The 18393-nt window shown below is 67.9% G+C and carries 14 protein-coding genes and 1 pseudogene; 9 read left to right on the top strand and 6 right to left on the bottom strand.

Features of this window, described 5'->3' with window-relative positions:
- Nucleotides 1-118: 118 nt before the first annotated feature.
- From JF66_RS09995 to JF66_RS09985, 3 genes are all read left to right on the top strand, one after another.
- Complete coding sequence (locus JF66_RS09995; protein ID WP_035877481.1) at nt 119-487, top strand: FmdB family zinc ribbon protein; 369 nt, start codon at nt 119-121, stop codon at nt 485-487.
- Nucleotides 488-512: 25 nt separating this feature from the next.
- On the top strand, nt 513-947 hold the full coding sequence (gene mscL / locus JF66_RS09990) for a large conductance mechanosensitive channel protein MscL (protein ID WP_035877479.1): 435 nt from the start codon (nt 513-515) through the stop codon (nt 945-947).
- Between the two features lie 206 nt (nt 948-1153).
- Nucleotides 1154-1342, top strand: coding sequence for a hypothetical protein (locus JF66_RS09985; RefSeq protein WP_156109728.1), 189 nt, complete (start codon nt 1154-1156; stop codon nt 1340-1342).
- Here the strand turns inward: JF66_RS09985 and JF66_RS09980 are convergent.
- Both JF66_RS09980 and JF66_RS09975 read right to left on the bottom strand, forming a co-directional pair.
- Nucleotides 1339-5124 (bottom strand): AAA family ATPase, encoded by a 3786-nt coding sequence (locus JF66_RS09980; RefSeq protein ID WP_156109727.1) that lies wholly within the window; start codon nt 5122-5124, stop codon nt 1339-1341. The two genes, JF66_RS09985 and JF66_RS09980, sit on opposite strands and share 4 nt — an antisense overlap.
- Nucleotides 5125-5203: 79 nt before the next feature.
- Nucleotides 5204-6220 carry a magnesium and cobalt transport protein CorA gene (locus JF66_RS09975; protein ID WP_035877477.1) on the bottom strand — a complete coding sequence of 339 codons (1017 nt, stop codon included), beginning with the start codon at nt 6218-6220 and terminating at the stop codon, nt 5204-5206.
- A 52-nt stretch (nt 6221-6272) separates the two neighbouring features.
- Between JF66_RS09975 and JF66_RS21700 the strand changes: the two genes are divergently transcribed.
- Complete coding sequence (locus JF66_RS21700; protein WP_051973378.1) at nt 6273-6878, top strand: 4'-phosphopantetheinyl transferase superfamily protein; 606 nt, start codon at nt 6273-6275, stop codon at nt 6876-6878.
- A 119-nt stretch (nt 6879-6997) separates the two neighbouring features.
- On the opposite strand, the gene JF66_RS24310 is transcribed toward JF66_RS21700, so the two are convergent.
- The 3 genes and pseudogenes from JF66_RS24310 to JF66_RS09960 all read right to left on the bottom strand — a co-directional run bounded on the left by JF66_RS24310 (nt 6998) and on the right by JF66_RS09960 (nt 12265).
- Nucleotides 6998-7228, bottom strand: a complete 231-nt coding sequence (locus JF66_RS24310; protein ID WP_231556367.1) for a M1 family aminopeptidase — start codon at nt 7226-7228, stop codon at nt 6998-7000.
- Nucleotides 7229-7422: 194 nt separating this feature from the next.
- Nucleotides 7423-8325: pseudogene (locus tag JF66_RS09965) on the bottom strand (M1 family metallopeptidase); the annotation flags it as partial.
- 7 nt (nt 8326-8332) lie between these two features.
- Nucleotides 8333-12265: a Pls/PosA family non-ribosomal peptide synthetase gene (locus JF66_RS09960; RefSeq protein WP_051973379.1), complete on the bottom strand. Its 3933-nt coding sequence runs from the start codon at nt 12263-12265 to the stop codon at nt 8333-8335.
- Nucleotides 12266-12421: 156 nt separating this feature from the next.
- Between JF66_RS09960 and JF66_RS09955 the strand changes: the two genes are divergently transcribed.
- Nucleotides 12422-12697: a hypothetical protein gene (locus JF66_RS09955; protein WP_156109726.1), complete on the top strand. Its 276-nt coding sequence runs from the start codon at nt 12422-12424 to the stop codon at nt 12695-12697.
- A gap of 66 nt (nt 12698-12763) precedes the next feature.
- Nucleotides 12764-13060, top strand: coding sequence for a hypothetical protein (locus JF66_RS09950; protein WP_051973376.1), 297 nt, complete (start codon nt 12764-12766; stop codon nt 13058-13060).
- Between the two features lie 174 nt (nt 13061-13234).
- Here the strand turns inward: JF66_RS09950 and JF66_RS09945 are convergent, their stop codons facing one another.
- The gene (locus JF66_RS09945) at nt 13235-14260 is read right to left on the bottom strand and encodes a nitronate monooxygenase family protein (RefSeq protein WP_035877474.1); all 1026 of its coding nucleotides are present in this window, start codon (nt 14258-14260) and stop codon (nt 13235-13237) included.
- A 146-nt stretch (nt 14261-14406) separates the two neighbouring features.
- On the opposite strand from JF66_RS09945, the gene JF66_RS09940 reads away from it, so the two are divergent.
- The 3 genes from JF66_RS09940 to JF66_RS09930 all read left to right on the top strand — a co-directional run bounded on the left by JF66_RS09940 (nt 14407) and on the right by JF66_RS09930 (nt 18183).
- Nucleotides 14407-15783, top strand: coding sequence for a glutamate decarboxylase (locus tag JF66_RS09940; protein WP_035877471.1), 1377 nt, complete (start codon nt 14407-14409; stop codon nt 15781-15783).
- 103 nt (nt 15784-15886) lie between these two features.
- Complete coding sequence (locus JF66_RS09935) at nt 15887-16729, top strand: UbiA family prenyltransferase (RefSeq protein WP_035877469.1); 843 nt, start codon at nt 15887-15889, stop codon at nt 16727-16729.
- Complete coding sequence (locus tag JF66_RS09930) at nt 16726-18183, top strand: NAD(P)/FAD-dependent oxidoreductase (protein WP_035877465.1); 1458 nt, start codon at nt 16726-16728, stop codon at nt 18181-18183. Before JF66_RS09935 ends, JF66_RS09930 begins: the two co-directional genes overlap by 4 nt.
- The last annotated feature ends 210 nt before the right edge of the window (nt 18184-18393 follow it).

The raw sequence follows: 18393 nt of genomic DNA, 5'->3' as shown, positions 1-18393 counted from the left end.
CAACGGAATCGTCACCCCGACGCAGATCATCGCGTTCTGACCGCCGCATCGCCCTCAACGTTGCATCTGATTCACCCGGTAGACAAAAGCCTGCCGCGCCTTACCAGCTGGAGATTTCGTGCCTACCTATTCCTACCGTTGCACCGAGTGTGACACCGCGTTCGACATTCAGCAGGCCTTCACAGACCACTCGCTCACGGTGTGTCCCACGTGCGAGGGCAAGCTCCGCAAGGTCTTCTCCTCCATCGGCGTGACGTTCAGCGGCTCCGGCTTCTACAGCAACGACTCGAAGTCGGATTCGAAGCGCGCGAACCCCAACCTCGACCGCAAGCCGAGCGAAAAGTCCGGCGATAAGTCCAGCGACAGCTCGACGCCCGCCAAGTCGGACAGTGCCTCCAGCACCCCCACGAAGAAGGAGACGTCGTCTCCCGCCGCCAAGCCATCGACCGGCACAAGTTCCGGATCCAGCGCCTCCGCGGCATCCTAACCTTCACCTGATCGGGAGCTCCACCATGCTTAAAGGCTTCAAAGAATTCATCATGCGCGGCAACGTGATCGACCTCGCGGTTGCCGTGGTCATTGGCACGGCGTTCACCGCCGTCGTCACGTCCATCGTGACCAACATCTTCAACCCGCTGATCGCCGCGATGTTCGACGCCAAAACATTGGCGGAGGCGCTGCCCATCGTTTTACGGTCCGGTGCGAATGAGTCCACCATGCACCTCGGTGCCGTCATCGCAGCGATCATCAACTTCCTGCTCATCGCCGCCGTGGTGTACTTCGTGTTCGTGATGCCGCTCAACAAGCTCAAAGAGGCCCAGGACCGTCGCCGAAAGGCCGGCATTCCCGTCGTCGTCGCGGAGGAGCCGACGACGGAGCTCGACCTCCTCACCGAGATCCGCGACCTGCTCGCAAAGAACGCCGCGTCCGAGACGCCCAAGCACTAGGCAGCACGCACGTCACGACCGCGCGGGCGGTCTCCTGAGGAGATGCGGCACCTCTCCCCCTCTCGCCGGTCGAGGCGCGACGAAGGAGCGCTTGGATCGAGCCTGTCGAGATCGAGATTCCGTAGGCCGACCCTCAGACCTGGTTACCAGTGGGGCGGGCGGTCCTGCCGGAGGCGGGCGTCATTCGCGCTGGGAGCACTGCCGCTGTGAGCGACACCACCCTCCTCGCGCAAAACCGGCGGATGCGGGTTGGGATCGGTGTCGGGGGCCGGCAGCAGTTTGGCACGCCGAGCCTTGCCCGGCTGGCGCACTATCGGCTGACGATCGGTGCCCAGCCGCTCGGTTCCCCGCCGCTCGGTTCCCAGCCGCTCCGCCGGGTCCTTCTCGGCCACTAAACGGTCGGGCGCGTGGCGTCGGCGTGCACCGCGGCGTCCGCTCCGACGGCAGCACGCTGCACGCCGGCAATCGATGCGACGCGGGCGGCGACGGCGTCCGGGTTGCTGAAGAGCTCGAAGCTGTGCACCCGCAGGTAGTGCCAGCCGAGTCGGCGCAGCACCTCGGGGCGCAGCCGCAGCGACTCACGCAGGCTTGAGCGGCCGACCACGGCATCCGTTTCGACGACGATCGCGCGACCGTTGTACGAGGCAGCCAGGGCGAGCTTGCCGCGATGTCCCAGCGTCACGGTCAGGCCGAGACGCTCCAGCCGGCCGGCAAGGTCGACGAGCATGGACTCGGTCGCATCGGGCACCTGCACCTCGACGCTGCGCGCCTCGGTTTCGCTGAGCACCTGGGCAAGCGCGAGGATGCCGTGACGCTGGCGGTCCACCTCGATGTCGGACGGACGGAAGCACGACACGATGTCCATGGAACGACGGGCACGCGTCATGCCGATCGCGAGCAGGCGCTCACCGCCGGGCTCGCCCAGCGAACCGAAGTTGGAGAGCAACCGACCGTGGGGGGTGCGCCCGTAACCGATCGAGAAGATCACCCGATCGCGGCTCTGTGCCACGGCCTGCTCGAGGGTGAGAACGGTGAAGGGCTCTGCGCGGTCCTTGAGGATGAAGTCCGAGAGGTCCGTGCGCTTCGCGAAGGCGGACAGCACGGCTTGATGCACGCGCACGGAGTGCCGCGCGCTCGCGGTGATCACCATGAGCGATTCGCGGGGACGCTTCATCGCGTGGTCGATCACGAGCTCGACCACCTTGACGACCTCGGCGTCGACGCTCTCGATCGCACCGCTGTCGGCATCGGGCATGCCGCGACCGCCGGCCACGTAGTTGATGCTGAGGCTGCCGTGACCGAGGTAGCTGCCGGCCCACGGCAGGGAATCGATGCGTCCGCCATAGAAGCGGTGGTTCACGAGCTCGGCGAGGTCTTCGCCGCCGGCTCGATAGCTCCGCGTGAGGGTGAGCGTGGGCAGCAGCTCGCCGAGGCGGGCCAGCGCGGAATCGGCGTGCATCGCGTCGACGGTGATGGCCGGAGTCGCGCCGGCCGAGTCGCCGCCGGGCTCCGCGGCATCCCTGATGCCGGTTTCGAACGCAGACGGGGTCTGGGTGACCGGGTCACCGAACGCCACGATCTGCTTGCCCCGGCGGATCGCTCCGACGTTCTCGGCGAGGGTGGTGGCCCCGGCGTCTACGAGCAGCACGGTGTCGAAGGCGATGCGGTCGGAAATGCCCGCCATTTCATAGGGTGAAGCGAGCCAGACGGGGGCGAGCACACGGCCGAGATGCGGTGCCACATCATTGAGACGCTCGGGTGTCGCCCGGTCTGCGCGCAGCAGACGACGCAGTTGGTCGGCTTCTTCGGGCCAGTCGACCACGCCGATCTTCCAGGTTTCCGCAAGCAGCCAGGCGAGCAACTGGCCGGTCGCCGACGCATGCGCCTCGTCGACAAGCTTGAAATCGGCCTCGAGGCGGTCGAGCACCTGAGTGTTCGCGTTGAGCAACGCCTTGTCGCCGCTGAGCATGGTTTCGAGCACGGACTGCCACCAGGCGAGTTCGAGTTCGGCGGCCACGTTTTTTTCGGAGACGTGGCGCTGCGACAGGTCGGTCATCAACGGGTCGAGGTTGTTCTCACGGAGGGTCGCCAGCAGGGCGGTGCGCTCGTGCAGGTTAGCGAGCACCTCGCTTTCGGCGGCCAGGCCCGCGACGGTGTAGATGAGTTCTTTGACCGGACGCGACACGAGGGCGCGGGTCGTGCCGGATGCGCCGAGCGGAACGTCGAGCAGACTCAGGTCTTCCGAGACGCGCTGGAAGGCCACGTGCACGTCGTTGATACCGACCGGAACCTCGGGGGTCACACCGGCCGCGGCATAGCGCTGCCACAGGGTGCGCTGCTGCTGGATGCGACGCAGGCTCTCGTTCATATCGGACACCCGCACACCCGGACGCTGGTACTCCTCCGCGAGCTTGCGCAGACGCCGACGGTTGGCGCCCGTCATCTCGCTGGACTCGCGGCGCGAGGAGGTGGCGGCGATCAGCTCGGTGAGCGAGCGGTCGTAGACGGCCGGCTGGAACTTGTCGAGCGTCTCGCGAATGTCGAGCAACAGCCGCAGGTAGACACCCAACTCGGCGATCGTCTCGAACGGGCGAAGCCTGGTCTGGCCCACAAGGCCCGCCGCGCGCTCGAGCAGGCGCGGGAGCTCAATCTGGTTAACGCGTTTGGCGAGCTGGTGGGCGCCGGCGGCATCGGCTGTCGAGGTGAACGATGCCCCGTACCAGGGTGAATCGCCGGGCCCGTAGCGGAATTCTCCGAGCGCGGCCGCCTTGATGAGCGTGGCCGCAGCAGCGGGACGGGAATGCGCGAGCTGTTCGAGCGCGTGGCGGTCGAGGCGCGCGGTGGTCGAAGGTGGCGGCGAGAGCTGCGCGAGGCGGGCGAGCTCGCCGAGGGCGTCGAGCACCGAGACGCCGAGGGCCGAGTCGCGGCGGGTGAGCGCTCCGCGGTAGTCAAGCAGCACCTTACGCAGACGCACGAGGGCGTCGTCCACATCGCCCACGCGCGGCTGGGTGGCCTTCTCGTTGCGGGTGATCGACTGGATCAGGTCGCGTCGCAGGGTGCGCGGGGTCACCGCCACGCCGGGCAGGCCCACCTGAACGAGGCGGTGGGCGATGCCGTCGAGACTCGACCGGCGGGCACTCACCACGAGCACGCGTTTGTGCTGAGCGACAAGCGAGCCGATCGCGTTCACGATGGTCTGCGTGCCACCGGTGCCCGGGAGGGTCTTCACCACGAGGGAATTACCGGCGGCGATTTGCACCACCACGTTCTCCTGCTCCGGGTCTGCATCGAGCAGCAGCACGTCGGTGGCCGGCGGGCGCGCGTCCTGGCCGATGGGCACGACGGGGTTGTAAGCGCTCTCAATGTTGCGTCGAGCGGTCTGGTTGCCGGCCATGGCATCCAGCAGCGGATGCTCAAGCTTGCTCGCATCGGCGGCGAGCGCCCGTCCCACGTCGGCGAAAGACGACACGACGAGGCGCGGAACCACTTGAAACCACGGCAGGTGCGAGGTGAGGCCACGCAGCCGGTCGATCACGGGCTGCGGCTTGAATGCGCCGTTGGTGATGGCGAGCGCCACGAACGCGTCGGCGTCCAGGGTGATCTGGAATTGGTCGTGCAGGGCACGAGCGAGCTCCGGGTTGAGGAACGGCTGCCCCTTGAGCTTGAGTTCGTAGTCGCGACCGTAGCGACGGATAGCGAGCGGACGCAGCAGCACCGGCGCCAGGAAGTCCACGTCATTGAAACGCCATTCGGCCAGGCCGATGCCGAGGTTCACCGACTCGATGCCGCGCATCGACCTCAGCTCGATACCCTTCTGGGTGATCTCGTTGGCCGCGAGGCGGGCATTGCGCAGCGCCAGCTCGTCGCGGATCAGGTTGGAGAGCAGAGTGGTCTTGCCGGAAATGAACTGCGGTAAGCCTCCGGGGTGGGTGACGCTGAGCTCGATGCGGGTGCGGGGACTGTCGGCGAAGTGCAGCAGCGGGGAGCGACCGCCGATGTCGGCGATTTCGTCCCGCCAGCGCTTCCAGGCCGGCTCCGCAATATTGCCGGCGACGAGCGAGGGGTCGCCCAGGCTGAGGGCATGCGGGCTGGTCGCGTTTTGCGGGTCAGGTGAAGAGACGTCCGCGTACTTCGACAGCTCGTCGTCGTCGTCTTGTCTTCTATCGAGGTGCCACACAGGGATACCCTAATTTACCAAGGTGGCAAATCGCTTGAGGCGGGCGGGGTTTCGCTCGTATTGGTCGGCGTGGCGCAGGCTACAGCCAGTTGCGTTTCTTGAATACGCGGTACAGCGTGACACCCATCGCGAGCATCAGCCCGAGGGCGAACGGGTAGCCGTAGGTCCAGTCCAGCTCGGGCATGTTCCTGAAGTTCATGCCGTAGACCGTGCCTACGAGGGCCGGCGCGAAGAGGATGGCAGCCCAGCTCGAAATCTTCTTCACCTCTTCGCTCTGCGCCAGGCTCGTCTCGGACAGGCGCCGCATCTCATCGTTCTGGCTCTGCGCCACGAGGGTGCTCTGGGTGGTGAGGGCGTTCTGCAGCAGCTGGCGGAACGCATCTGCGCGCTCAACGACCCGCAAGGAGTGGTCGAGCACGTCGCGCAGGTGGCGGTGCAGCTCGAGGTCCACGTTGTATTTGTCGAAACCGCGTTGCAGCGACTCGAACATGGGCACGAGCGGCTGGGTGGCTCGCTGAAACTCGATCACCTCGCGGGAGAGCGCGTAGATGCGCCGCGACACCTCGGGGTCGCCGTCGAAGAGCTGGTCTTCGATCTCGTCGATGTCATTCTCCAGACCGGCCACGACCGGCGCATACTCGTCGACCACCTGGTCGAGGAGGGCATAGAGCACGGCCTCCGGGCCGAGCGCGAGCAGATGCGGGTTCTCTTCCATGCGGCGACGCACCGTGGCGAGGTCGGGCGATTCCGCGTGGCGAATGGTCACCACGAAATCAGGGCCCACGAAGACATGCAGCTCGCCAAACTCGACCCGCTCGTCGGCATCGATGTAGCGCGCCGGGCGCAGCACGATGAACAGCGTGTCGGAATAGCGCTCAATCTTGGCCCGCTGGTGCCCGGCGAGGGTGTCCTCCACGGCGAGGTGGTGCAGGCTGAACTCGTTGGCGACCTGGCGCACCTCGGCCTCGCTCGGCCGATACAACCCGATCCATGCGAATCCGTTGTCTGCCTTCATCGCCTCGAAGGTCTCGTCGAGGGTGTGTGGGGTCGCGACGCGACGCCCGTCCACGTATATTGCGTTGTCGATCAGCGCCATTGTTCTCCCTGTTCGGAGGTCTAGTCTGCCACCCGCGGCCTAGGCTCGAATCGTGAACACACACGCCACGGATGTCTCGGTGTTTGTTCGCGCGCGCGGCACCGACAAGGCGGCCGACTACGCCTTCCTGACCCACGCCGTGGCCCGCGTCACCGGGGAGCCCGTCGTGAAGCTCTCGCGATACTGCGATCACTGCGGCGCGGATTCGCACGGTCGGGTGGTCGTGGTGTCTCCCCCGAAGGCTGCCGAGCGCGTGCACGTGTCGCTCGCGCGAGCGGGCGGTCTCCTCGCCGTCGCCGTGTCCCTCGCCGGCCCGGTCGGCATCGACATCGAGATCCTCTCCGCCGTGCGGCGGGCGGGCTTCGACGACGTCGCGTTCACCCCCGTCGAGCGGACCATGCTCCGACCTCTCGCCGGGCTCGCCGCAGACCGGGCGCGGGCCGGCCTGTGGACGGCCAAGGAGGCCGTACTCAAACTCACCGGGGAAGGCCTGCGCGCGGACCCCCGGGAGCTCACGGTCACGCTCGACCGGGCCGCGGCATCCGTTTCGGGCCGTTCCGGCATTCACCTGCTCGACTTCGACCCGGGCCCAGGGCTCGTGGGCACGGTCGCGGTGCGCACCACCGCTCCCCCGCACCTGAACCTCAGCGCAGGTTGAGGAGTCCGGCTCACGTTCCGGAGCGCACGGCCCAGGCTAGAGAGGCCGGCGCACCGTGGACCATGCGCGAACCTCCGCAGGGTGCGCCACGACGGCAAAGGATGCCGCAGCCGCCCCGTCTACAGGCTGGGAAGCGCCGCCTGCATGACCCAGCGGTCGACGAATTTGCCCACGACGCGGCTTCCCGTGTGCTGTGAGAAGAAGGTGACGAAGTCATCCGTCGTGACATGCCCGTGCCGAAACGCGAGCGTATAGGCGGCGAGCGCCGAGAAGAAGGCCTCGTCGCCGAGCGAGCGGCGGATGGCGTGCAGCGCCAGCGCCCCTCGCTTGTAGACGCGATCGTCGAACATGCTGTGGGGTCCGGGGTCGCCCACCACGAGGTCTTTCGGCAGGGTGTTGAGTTCGTTGCGGAAGGCGTGCGCGCTCTGGTCGGCGGTGAGCCCCCCGCGCTGCTCCTCCCACAGCCACTCGGCGTAGCAGGCGAAGCTTCCTGCAGCCAGATGTCCTGCCAGCGCGACACGGTGACGCTGTTTCCGAACCACTGGTGGGCGAGTTCGTGGGCGATCAGACGGTCGCTGCCGTGTCGCCCGTCGGCGTGGTTGCGACCGAACACCGCCAGACCGTGCGCTTCGAGCGGGATCTCGAGCTCGTCGTCGGTGACCACGACGGAGTAGGCCGAGAACGGATACGGCCCGAACTTCTCGCCGAAGAAGGTGAGCATCTCGCCGAGGCGGGCGAAATCCACCGCGACTTCGCGGGCCATGTCGGCCGGAAAGAACAGGCTCTGGGCCACGGGCGACGCCGCGAGGTCCCGGCGACGGTACCGACCGATCGACACGGTGGCGAGGTAGGTCGCCATGGGCTCGTGCACATCGTAGGTCCAGCTCGTCCGGCCGGAGCGAGCGGACTGCGACACGAGTGTGCCGTTGGAGATCACGGTGTACCCCGACTCGCAGCTCACGCCGATCCGGTACGTAGCCTTATTGCTGGGGTGGTCGTTGCAGGGAAACCAGGTGGGCGCACCGCACGGCTGCCCCGACACGAGCACGCCGTCGTCGAGTTCTTCCCAGCCCACCTCGCCCCAGGCGCTGCGCACCGGATGCGGCGCGCCGCGGTAGCGCACGAGAATCTCGAACCGCGCGTTGGCCGGGATGGTGGTGGCCACCGTGATGACCACCTTGCGCGCCGCGTGCGTGATCTTGCGCGCAGGAACACCGTTCACGGTGACCTTGTCGATGCTCAGCCCCGCGCAGTCGAGACTGAACCGGTCGAGCGCTGTGAGCGAGCGCGCGGTGATGATGGCCGTGGCGTTCAGGCGGTTGGTGGCCACCCGGTAATCGAGCGCGAGGTCGTAGTGCTCGGCGAGGTACCCACCGTTTCCGCTCGTCGGAGTGTACGGGTCACCGGCAGTCGCGGCGCCGTAGTGGGCGGCAGAAGTGTGAGGCATGTCGGGTTCAACTATTCCACGGCGGTGCATGCCACGGCGAAATGGGGTTTCCCGACCACAGCGAACCGGTGGGAACCCGCTCGCCGCGCATCACGAGCGATGCCGGGCCCACGGTGGAGCCTTCGTCCACGGATGCCGCCGGCAAGATCACGCTGTGCGGCCCGAGCGTGGAGCCCGATGCCATGGTGACGCTGTCGAGCTGCATGATGCGGTCGTGGAACAGGTGCGTCTGTACGACGCAGCCGCGGTTCACGGTGGCGCCGTCGCCGAGACTCACGAGGTCGGCTTCGGGCAACCAGTACGACTCGCACCAGACACCCCGACCGATCTTCGCGCCGAGCGTGCGCAGCCAGATCGCAAGCACCGGGGTGCCGGCCGCTTTGGCGGCAAACCACGGCCGGGCCACGATCTCCACAAAGCTGTCCGATACCTCGTTGCGCCAGATGAACGATGACCACAGCGGATGTTCCGTGGCCGAGATCCTCCCCACGAGCACCCATTTCGCCACGGACGTCACGAGCGCGGCCGTCGCGCCGGCGGCGAGGAGCACAAGGCCCGACAGGGCGATGGCCCAGCCGAGGCCGAGGTCCAACCACAACCATTCCAGACCGCCGAGCACCCCGAGCGCCACCCAGCCGGTCACGATCGCCGGCACGAGACGCAACAGCTCCCACAGGGCCCGCGCTACCTTGAGACGACGGGGCGGGTCGAACGTGCGGGCCTCATCGGCATCCGTCACCGTGCGTCGCAGGCGGGTGGCGGGGTTTCCGAGCCAGCTCGAACCGCGCTTGGCCTTACGCGGGGTCGACGAGAGCACCGCCACGAGCCCGTTGCGGGGAACGGTGCGACCCGGTCCGGCCATTCCGCTGTTGCCGAGGAACGCCCGTCGCCCTACCTTGGCCGGCGCGATGTGCATCCAGCCGCCGCCGAGTTCGTAGCAGGCCACCATGGTGTCGTCGGCGAGGAAGGCGTCGGGTGCGATGGTCGTGAGTGCCGGGATGAGCAGCACCGTCGACGCCTCGACGCCCGGCCCGACCTTGGCGCCGAGCAGCCGCAGCCACACCGGCGTGAAGAGGCTCGCGAACACGGGAAAGAGCACGTCTCGGGCGCCGTCAAGCAGACGTTCGGTCATCCAGACCTGCCAGCCAATGCGGCTGCGTACGGGGTAGTAGCCCTCCCGCAGGCCGACGCCAAGGGCACGCACCGAGCCGATCACGAGCAGGCCGTAGAAGACTCCCCCGGCAACGACGGCGAACGGCATCATGAGCGCGGCGCGCAGCAGGGCAACGCCCAAAGTGTCGGCATCGCCGATGGCCGTACCGAGCAGGAGCGCCCCGAGACCGATCGCGAGGGCGGGGATGCCGGTCATCGCGATCGACCCGGTTGCGAACAGCGCGAGCCAGCGGCGCGAGTTGGCCGGGCGTTCGGCCGGCCAGGATTCCTTCGCCGAGCCCACGCGGGTGGCGGGTGAGCCGGCCCAGCGTTCGCCGGCGGGCACGGCGTCCGACACGGCAGCGCCCGGTTCGAGCTGGGCGCCATTTCCGATGTGTGCCCCGCCGAGCAGGGTGCTGCGCGAGCCGATCTTCGAGTCGGCGCCGATGTGCACGTGGCCGATGCGGAGCACGTCCCCGTCTACCCAGTAACCGGCGAGATCGGTCTCGGGTTCGATGGCCGCCTGTGAGCCGATCGACAGCATGCCGGTCACGGGTGGAAGCGTGTGCAGGTCCACGTCGCGACCGATCTGTGCGCCAAGGGCCCTGGCGTAGTAGCTGATCCACGGGGCTCCCGCGAGGCTCGCCGCGTCGACAAGAAGGGCCACCTGTTCGGCGAGCCACAGGCGCAGGTGCACGGAGCCGCCTCGCGGATAGTTGCCGGGTTTCAGGCCGAGCAGCAGCATCCGGGCCGCGACGACCGAGATCGCCATCTTGCCGGGCGGGGTCACGAACAGCACAAAGCCCACGCCGACGACCCACCACGACACGGTGGGAACGAAGACGGATGCCCCCCAGGCCGCGAGCAGGTTGTTCGCGATGGCCAAATACACCAGCCACCGGGTGCCCACGAGCACGTGCAGGGGAACGCCGAGCAGGGTCTGCGCGATCTGGCTGCGCAGGGGGGTCGGCAGCACCTGGCGGGTGACGACGGGTTCGTCGGGGGTGCGGGCGTCGAGTTCGTCGGCGAGTGAGCCGATGCGGGGGTAGTCGTAGATGTCGGCGACGGTGGTCTCAGCGAAGCGCTCGCGCACCGCCGAGACGAACTGCGCGGCGGAGAGTGAGCCGCCGCCGTTTTCGAAGAAATCCGCGTCCGGGCCGGAGGCGGGAACACCGAGAATCGCGGCCCATTTTTCGGCCAGCCACAGGGCGGTGGGCGAGAGTTCGCCGCTGGCGCCCTCGTCGCCGGTGGCGGGCAGCGGCCACGGCAGCGCGGCCCGGTCCACCTTGCCGGAGGTACGGGTGGGCAGGTCGTCGACGATGGCGAGCAGGGGAATGAGTGCGGCGGGCAGTTCCTCGCGCAGGCGGTCCATGGCCACTCCGCGGTCGAAGGTCACCGCTCCCGCCGTGGTGAGGGCGATGTACCCCACGAGCACGTGGTTGCCGGCCGGGGTGGTTTGTACGACGGCCGCGCCGCCGGCCACGCCGTTCAGCGCGTGCAGGGCGGAGTCGACCTCGCCGAGTTCGATGCGCCGACCGCCGAGTTTCACCTGATCGTCGGCACGGCCCATGAACACGAGTCCCGCTTCTTCGAAGCGCACGAGGTCGCCGCTGCGGTAGGCGCGTTCCCAGCCCAGTCCGGCATGCGGGGCATATTTCTCGGCGTCTTTCTCGGCATCGAGGTAGCGGGCCAGGCCAACGCCGCCGATGATGAGCTCGCCAACCTCGCCCTCGGCCACGCGCTGGCCGGCCGTGTCGACCACGGCGAGGTTCCAGCCGTCGAGCGGAAGTCCAATCCGAACGAGGGCCTCGCCGCCGAGCAGCGCGGCGCAGGCCACGACGGTGGCTTCGGTGGGACCGTAGGTGTTCCACACCTCGCGTTCGCGGGCCACGATGCGGGCCACGAGATCGGGCGGGCAGGCCTCCCCGCCGAAGATCACCAGGCGCACGCGTTCGAGGGCGTCTTCCGGCCAGAGGGCGGCGAGGGTCGGCACCGTCGACACGACAGTGATGCCGTGGGCGATGAGCCAGGGGCCGAGGTCCGCGCCGGAGCGCACGAGCGAACGCGGGGCCGGCACGAGGCAGGCGCCGTTGCGCCAGGCCAGCCACATCTCTTCACAGCTCGCGTCAAAGGCCACCGAGAGGCCGGCGAGTACGCGGTCGCCGGTGCCGATCGGCTCGTCGCGCAGAAACAGGCCGGCCTCGGCGTCGACGAACGCGGCTGCTGAGCGGTGAGTCACCGCGACTCCCTTGGGCACGCCGGTCGATCCGGAGGTGAAGATCACCCAGGCGTCATCCTCAGGCGTGGGAATGACGGCCGGAGGGAAGACCAGGGTGGGGTCCTCGTCGGCGGGCAGGCCGCGCCCGGCGAGGGCGGCGGCGTCAAGGGCGTCACGCACGGCGAAGACGGCTCCCGTGCCGATGATGCCCACGACTCCGGCCTCGGAGAACACCAGCTGCGCGCGTTCCTCCGGATCATCGGCGTCGACGGGCACGTAGGCAGCACCCACGAGCAGCGTCGCGAGGATGGAAACGTAGAGGTCGCGGGTGCCGGAGGGGATGCGGATTCCCACTTTGTCGCCGCGGCGCACCCCGCTGCGGCTCAGGTGCGTGGCCTGGTCATTCACGAGGCGCAACAACCCCCGGTAGCTGATGCCACCGGCCGCGTCTTCGAGGGCGAGCGCCTCGGGGTGCAGCTCGGCAGTGGCCACGAGGATGTTCGCGAGCGTGCGTGCCGACGTCGTGCGCGACTCCGCCTCGAGCACACCCTGGTCGATGGTGATGCCCATCTCTGCGCGGCTGGTCTCGCTGGTCCCACTGTCGCTCACGCGCACTCCCCTGTTCCGCGTGCCCAGAATCGGCCGCGCACGCCCTCAGTTTAGAGGTCGAGGATATCGCGCAGGGGCGGCCCCTCGTCAGCATGGACAATCGGTCGTCACCTGCCCGTGAGGAGAGGCAGCTATGAGGCGCGCGCGGCCACTCCCCCACGTCCCGACCACGTGGTGATCGTCGTGCTCGAGAATCAGAACAACGGCGCCGCCGCCGGAAACCAGATTCTCACTCTGTTCGACCGGCAGCACGTGCGGGCAGGGCAGCACGTGCGTTCAGGGCAGCACGCCACGAACGTAAACCACTACTCGGTGTTGCACACGGTGGAGGCAGCGTTCGGCCTGTGCCAGCTCGGTGCGGCAGCGGCGCCGATCACGACCGTCTGGAAGTAGGGGTTTTCTCCCGGGCTGCGCGCTGCTTGACTGGGTGGACCAGCACACGCAACCAGAAGGAACCCCATGGAGCACACGGCCACCATCGTCGCGCAGACGCAGCAGACCAAGCCCGAGGCCCTCGCGATCATCGCCGCCGCCCTGAAGATTCCGGTGACGGGCGTGGCAACGGCGCACTCCTACATACGTCTGGCCCGCGGAGGCCGGGTCGAGGTGGAGATCCCGAAGTTCGGCGAGTCACTGCCGCTCACCATCGACGTGTACAGCCGCCGCAGCGCCGCCGAGGCCCGCGCCTCGGCGCAGAACGTGCTTGAACTTGTCGCAACAGCCACCGGTTGGCAGATCGAACACCTGCACGCCTGACCGAGCCTGACGCTGGGCGGGGCCTCACGCTGGTCGAGGCCTCACGCTGGTCGAGGCACGACGAAGGAGTGCTTGGATCGAGATCGAGACCCCGCGCGCCGACCCTGAGACCGTCTCACCTGGTCTCGATCGCTCGTACCTCGCGCCTCGCGCCTCGACCGACTGTCGGTCGAATCAGGCGCACGCCTCCTGCCAGAGCCGGGTGAGCACAGCCGCTGCCGGCTCCGCGGTGGCGGAGCGGTAGCCGGTACCGGCCCAGAGCGCGAGGCCGTCGGCGTCACCTCGACGGCCGGCATCCGCGCGGAGAACAGCCGTCAGGTGGTGCACCTGCGGGTACGCCCACGGTGCGCTCGCGTCGTGCTCGGTGATGAACGCGTTGAGCAACCCACGCGCGGCACGGCCGGAGAAGGCCCGGGTGATCACGGTCTGGGTGAACCTCGGGTCGGCGAGCGCATCCTTGTGCGCGTGCGGAGCGCCGGATTCGTCGGTGCGCAGAAACGCCGTGCCCAGCTGCACGGCGGTCGCGCCGCTCGCGAGCAGTGCGGCGATCTGCTCGCCAGAACCGATGCCTCCGGCCGCGACAACCGGCAGGGCCACCGTCGCCAGCACGACCGCAACCAGGTCAGGCAGCGGAACGGCTTCCGGCCTATCGAGGGTGTTGAACGTGCCACGGTGGCCGCCGGCTTCCGGACCCTGCACGCAGAGGGCGTCGACTCCGCGCCCGGCGGCCTGCACCGCCTCGTCAAGCGAGGTGACCGTCGCCACGACGCTCGTGCCCACCTGGTGCAGCCGGGCGACGACATCGACCGACGGCAACCCGAACGTGAACGACACCACCGGCACCCGGAGGTCGACCAGCAGATCGATCTTCTCGGCGAACCAGTCGTCATCAACCACGGTGAGAGGCAGCTCCACGCCTCGTGCCCGCGCCGCCGGCTCCAGCGCGCGACGATACCGCTCAACGCCGGCCAGGTCGGTCGGGGGCGCCTGCGGCAGGAAGACGTTGACGCCGAACGGATTCGTGCTGTCGCCTCGAACCGCTGATACCTGGCGAGCCACGGTATCCGGAGTCTTGTATCCCGCCGCGAGGAATCCGAGCCCGCCCTCCGCGCCGACGGCGACAACCAGGTGCGGCGTGGATGCGCCCCCGGCCATCGGCGCCGCAATCACGGGAATTCGCAGGTCTGCCAGGGTGAACATCGGGCTCCTCTGTGTCGACACCGGTGCGTCGACAGAGACGCGTCGACACCCTCATGCTGACAGTCCGAACGCGCGTATGGGGAGTCTCTGCGCAATTGGGTGCGGTTCCCTTCCCTTTCGAGGCCGTTTGGGCCAATCTGGCCCCCATGACCGACAAGCCGGAATTTATCGAACTCAATCCGCTGTTCGCCCGCCCTGGAGAAGACACCGTCGCGCAGCGATACACGTTGGGGGCCGACCAGATGGCCGCCGAGACCGCGTACCAGATCATCCACGACGAGATCATGCTCGACGGCAATGCCCGGCTGAACCTCGCGACCTTCGTCGGCACGTGGATGGACGATCACGCGGAACGCCTCTATTCCGAGGCCTTCGACAAGAACCTTGTGGACAAGGATGAATACCCGCAGACGGCGGCCATCGAGGAATACTGCTGGCGGATCATCGCCGACCTGTGGCACGCGCCCGAACCCATGTCCACCATCGGCACGTCGACGATCGGGTCATCCGAGGCCTGCATGCTCGCCGGCCTCGCGTTCAAACGCCGCTGGCAGCATGCCCGCCGAGCGGCCGGTCTCTCCACCGAGAAGCCGAACCTCATCATGAGTTCGGCCGTACAGGTCTGCTGGGAGAAATTCTGCAACTACTGGGATGTCGAGGCTCGCTACGTTCCCGTCGACGCCGACCATCCCAGCCTTGACGGCCACAATCTCGAGCAATTTGTGGATGAAAACACGATAGGTGTCGTAGCTATCATGGGCGTGACCTATACCGGCATCTACGAGCCGGTAGCGGAGATTGCGGCCGCCCTCGACGCGATCGAGGCGAAAACCGGGTTTGACGTGCCGATCCACGTCGACGGTGCCTCCGGGGGTATGGTCGCCCCGTTCCTGCAGCCCGACCTGCAGTGGGATTTTCGACTCGAGCGAGTGCACTCGATCAGCACCTCGGCGCACAAGTACGGGCTCGTCTACCCGGGGCTGGGGTGGGTGGTCTGGCGCTCCAGGGATCTGCTCCCTGAGGATCTGGTCTTCGACGTGAGCTACCTCGGCGGCAGCATGCCCACGTTTGGGCTGAATTTCTCGCGGCCCGGTGCCCAGGTGTTGCTGCAGTACTACCTCTTCCTGCGGCTCGGTTTCGAGGGCTACCGGCTCGTGCAGCAGACCTCCCAGGACGTGGCGCGGTACCTGTCCGCCGGAATCGAAAAAATCGGCGCCTTCACGCTGTGGAGCGATGGCTCCGATCTGCCGGTCTTTGCCTGGCAGCTGAAAGAGGGGCATACCGATAAGTGGACCCTGTTTCACCTCTCCGACCGTCTGCGGTCCCACGGCTGGCTTGTTCCCGCGTACGCGATGCCGGACAACCTGGGCCAGATCACGGTGCAGCGCATCGTCGTACGCAACGGGCTCAGCATGGACCTCGCCTCGCGCCTGCTGACCGTGATCGAGAACGAGACGGCCTTCCTCGACAACCTTGAAGGGCCGATGCCGGAGGAGATACGTCCCGAGGCCTTCACTCACTGAAACCCGCCCGCCCGCCACCGCATCGGCGGTCAGTGGGTTGATGCCGCCCTCGCCACAGCGGGGCGCAAAGTTCGAGGGCGGATGAGCGCGTTATAGTGAAAAAATGTTCTCACGTTTGGTACTGATCTCCCGACCGGTGCTGTGGGTGAACACGATCGGCACGACCGTCGTCGGCATGTGGTTGGTCGGGGACCTCTGGCGCTGGGACGTGGTGCCACTGCTGCTCTGGGCGACGCTCCCGTTCAACCTGCTGATTTACGGTGTGAACGATATTTTCGATCAGGAAACAGACGCGAAGAACAGCCGTAAGGGCGGACTTGAGGGGGCCCGAATCGCGGGTTCCGAGTCACGGACCATCCTGCTCGGTGTTGCCCTGACGAACATTCCGTTCGTCGCATATTTCCTGTTCGTGCTGCCTGCCCCCGCACTGGCCTGGATCGCCGCCTACATTCTGATCTTCATCTTCTACTCGGCTCCCCCGCTGCGCTTCAAAGCCCGACGGTACCTGGACTCCCTCAGCAACGCCGCCTACGCCTTCCCCCTGGTTTTCGTTCCCCTGGCCTTCGGCGAGGAGCCGGTCTGGGCCGCGGCGATCGGCCTGATGACGTGGAGCGTGGCCAAGCACACCTTCGACGCGGTGCAGGACATCGATGAGGACCGCGACGCCGGCATCGTCACCACGGCGGTGCACCTGGGAGCTCGCGGGGCTGCCGTGTGGAGCGGGGCATGGTGGGTGCTGTCCACCGCGTGCTTCGCCCTCGTCAGCCTGCCGGTCGCCGCGGTGAACGCGGCCATTGCCGGCTGGCTCGTTGTCTCGCTGTACCGTGCGCCACGACCGGCCACCGGGCGTCGGCTCTACCGGTACTCCATCGCGTTCCCCTATGTGGCCGGATCCGTCGCCGGTGCCCAGCTCGTCGTTTCCCTCGTTCTAGGAGAGTTCTTATGACCCGATCCGCTGTCGCCGCGAAACGAATCGTCGTGCTGGGCGCGGGTCTCGGCGGGCTCGCCGCCGCTGCGCTGCTCGCGAGCGCCGGCCACTCCGTCACCGTGCTCGAGGGGCAGGAGCACGTGGGCGGCAAGAGCCGTCGCATCCACGTCAACGGCCAGCGCATCGACACGGGGCCCTCGCTCGTGACGTTCCCGCAGATCTGGCAGGAGCTCCTGCACCGCTGCGACGCGCTGGCCGTGGCGGCCGGAACCGGAACGGCAACGGATGCCGCAGCGATCACCGCCATCTCGCTGCAGCGCCTGCCCGAGGTGGGTCGTTACGTCTTCCGCGGTGAAACGGCCACCCTCCCGGTGCCGGAAGGACACCCGTGGCGGGCGGCCTGGGTGCGGTTCGAGCGCGAGCACGGCGGACTCGGGGCAAGCATGGCCGCCCTGCTCACGGCCGACCCGGCCGACCCGAAGTCCCTCCCCGCCGTGCGTGACGTCTTCCGCCGCTACGGTGCGCGTCTGACAACCCGACGCTTTCTCGATGGGCTGACGTGGATGCCCGTCGGATTACGCGAGGTCATCGCGATTCACACCCTGAACGCCGGCGTCTCGCCGCGACATACCCTCGCGCTGTACGCGAGCATGCCCGCCGTCATGTCCCGCGACGGGGTCTTCGTGCCCGACGGCGGCGTGCACGAACTGCCGCTCGCCCTCGCACGCCTGGCCCGAGAGGCCGGTGCCGAGATTCATGTCGGCGAACCCGTTCTGTCGGTTGCGCCCGGGGTCGTGCACACCGCCGTGGCCGAGTATCGAGCCGACATGGTTGTCAGCGGACTCGATTCCGGCGTTCTGGACAACCTGCTCGACGACGGTGTTCCGCGCACGCCGGCGGCGTTGTCCTGCTCGGGCGTGGCGATTTACGGGGTGCTCAAGGATCTCCTTCCCTCGGCAACGGCAACGCATTCCGTGGTGCTTCCCGACGATCCGGCGTCGCTGCACCGCAGCCTCGAGGCCGGAGCCACCCCCGACCAGACGATGGCGTTCGTCAACTACTACCGCCCCCACGAGGTCTATCCGAACGACCAAGCCACCGTGGCCGTACTGCTCACCGCCCCGGCCGACGGACGCGCGTATACCCTCGACGATGAATTCGTGCGGCGGGAAGTCGAGCGGGTCAGCGCCGCCGTGGGTCTCTCCCGTCCCATCACCGAGCTGATGAGCGGCTACGAGATCCTCGATCCCGGGCACTTCTCCACGTGGGGTTCCACCGGTGGAGCCCTGTACGGCGCGAGGCGTCCCCTCTGGAAGAGTGGGCCGTTCCACCGCCCCGGCTACACGAGCAGGAAGCGTCCGTGGTTGTGGCGGGTGGGCGCATCCGTGCACCCCGGCGGCGGCATCCCCGCCGTTCTCGGCGGCGCGATGACCTCGGTCGACAAGCTGCTGCGCTCGCTCGACGCCTCCTGATCGGCGAGCGCCTCGCCCCGCTGGCCGAGGCGCGACGAAGGAGCGCTTGAACTCGTGGCCAGGTCTCCACGTCGGCTCGCGGGGTCTCGATCGCTCGCAAGCTCGCGCCTCGACCAGCGAACTCGTGGCCCGGTCTCCGGCCCGACTCGCCGCGCCTCGACCAGCGAACTCGTGGCCCGGTCTCCGGCCCGACTCGCCGGGTCTCGACCA

This window comes from Cryobacterium sp. MLB-32 (genome assembly GCF_000738085.1).
In the GTDB taxonomy this organism is placed as follows: domain Bacteria; phylum Actinomycetota; class Actinomycetes; order Actinomycetales; family Microbacteriaceae; genus Cryobacterium.
The sequence above is the reverse complement of the archived record's forward strand: the minus strand, read 5'-3'. Positions and strand labels throughout refer to the sequence as shown.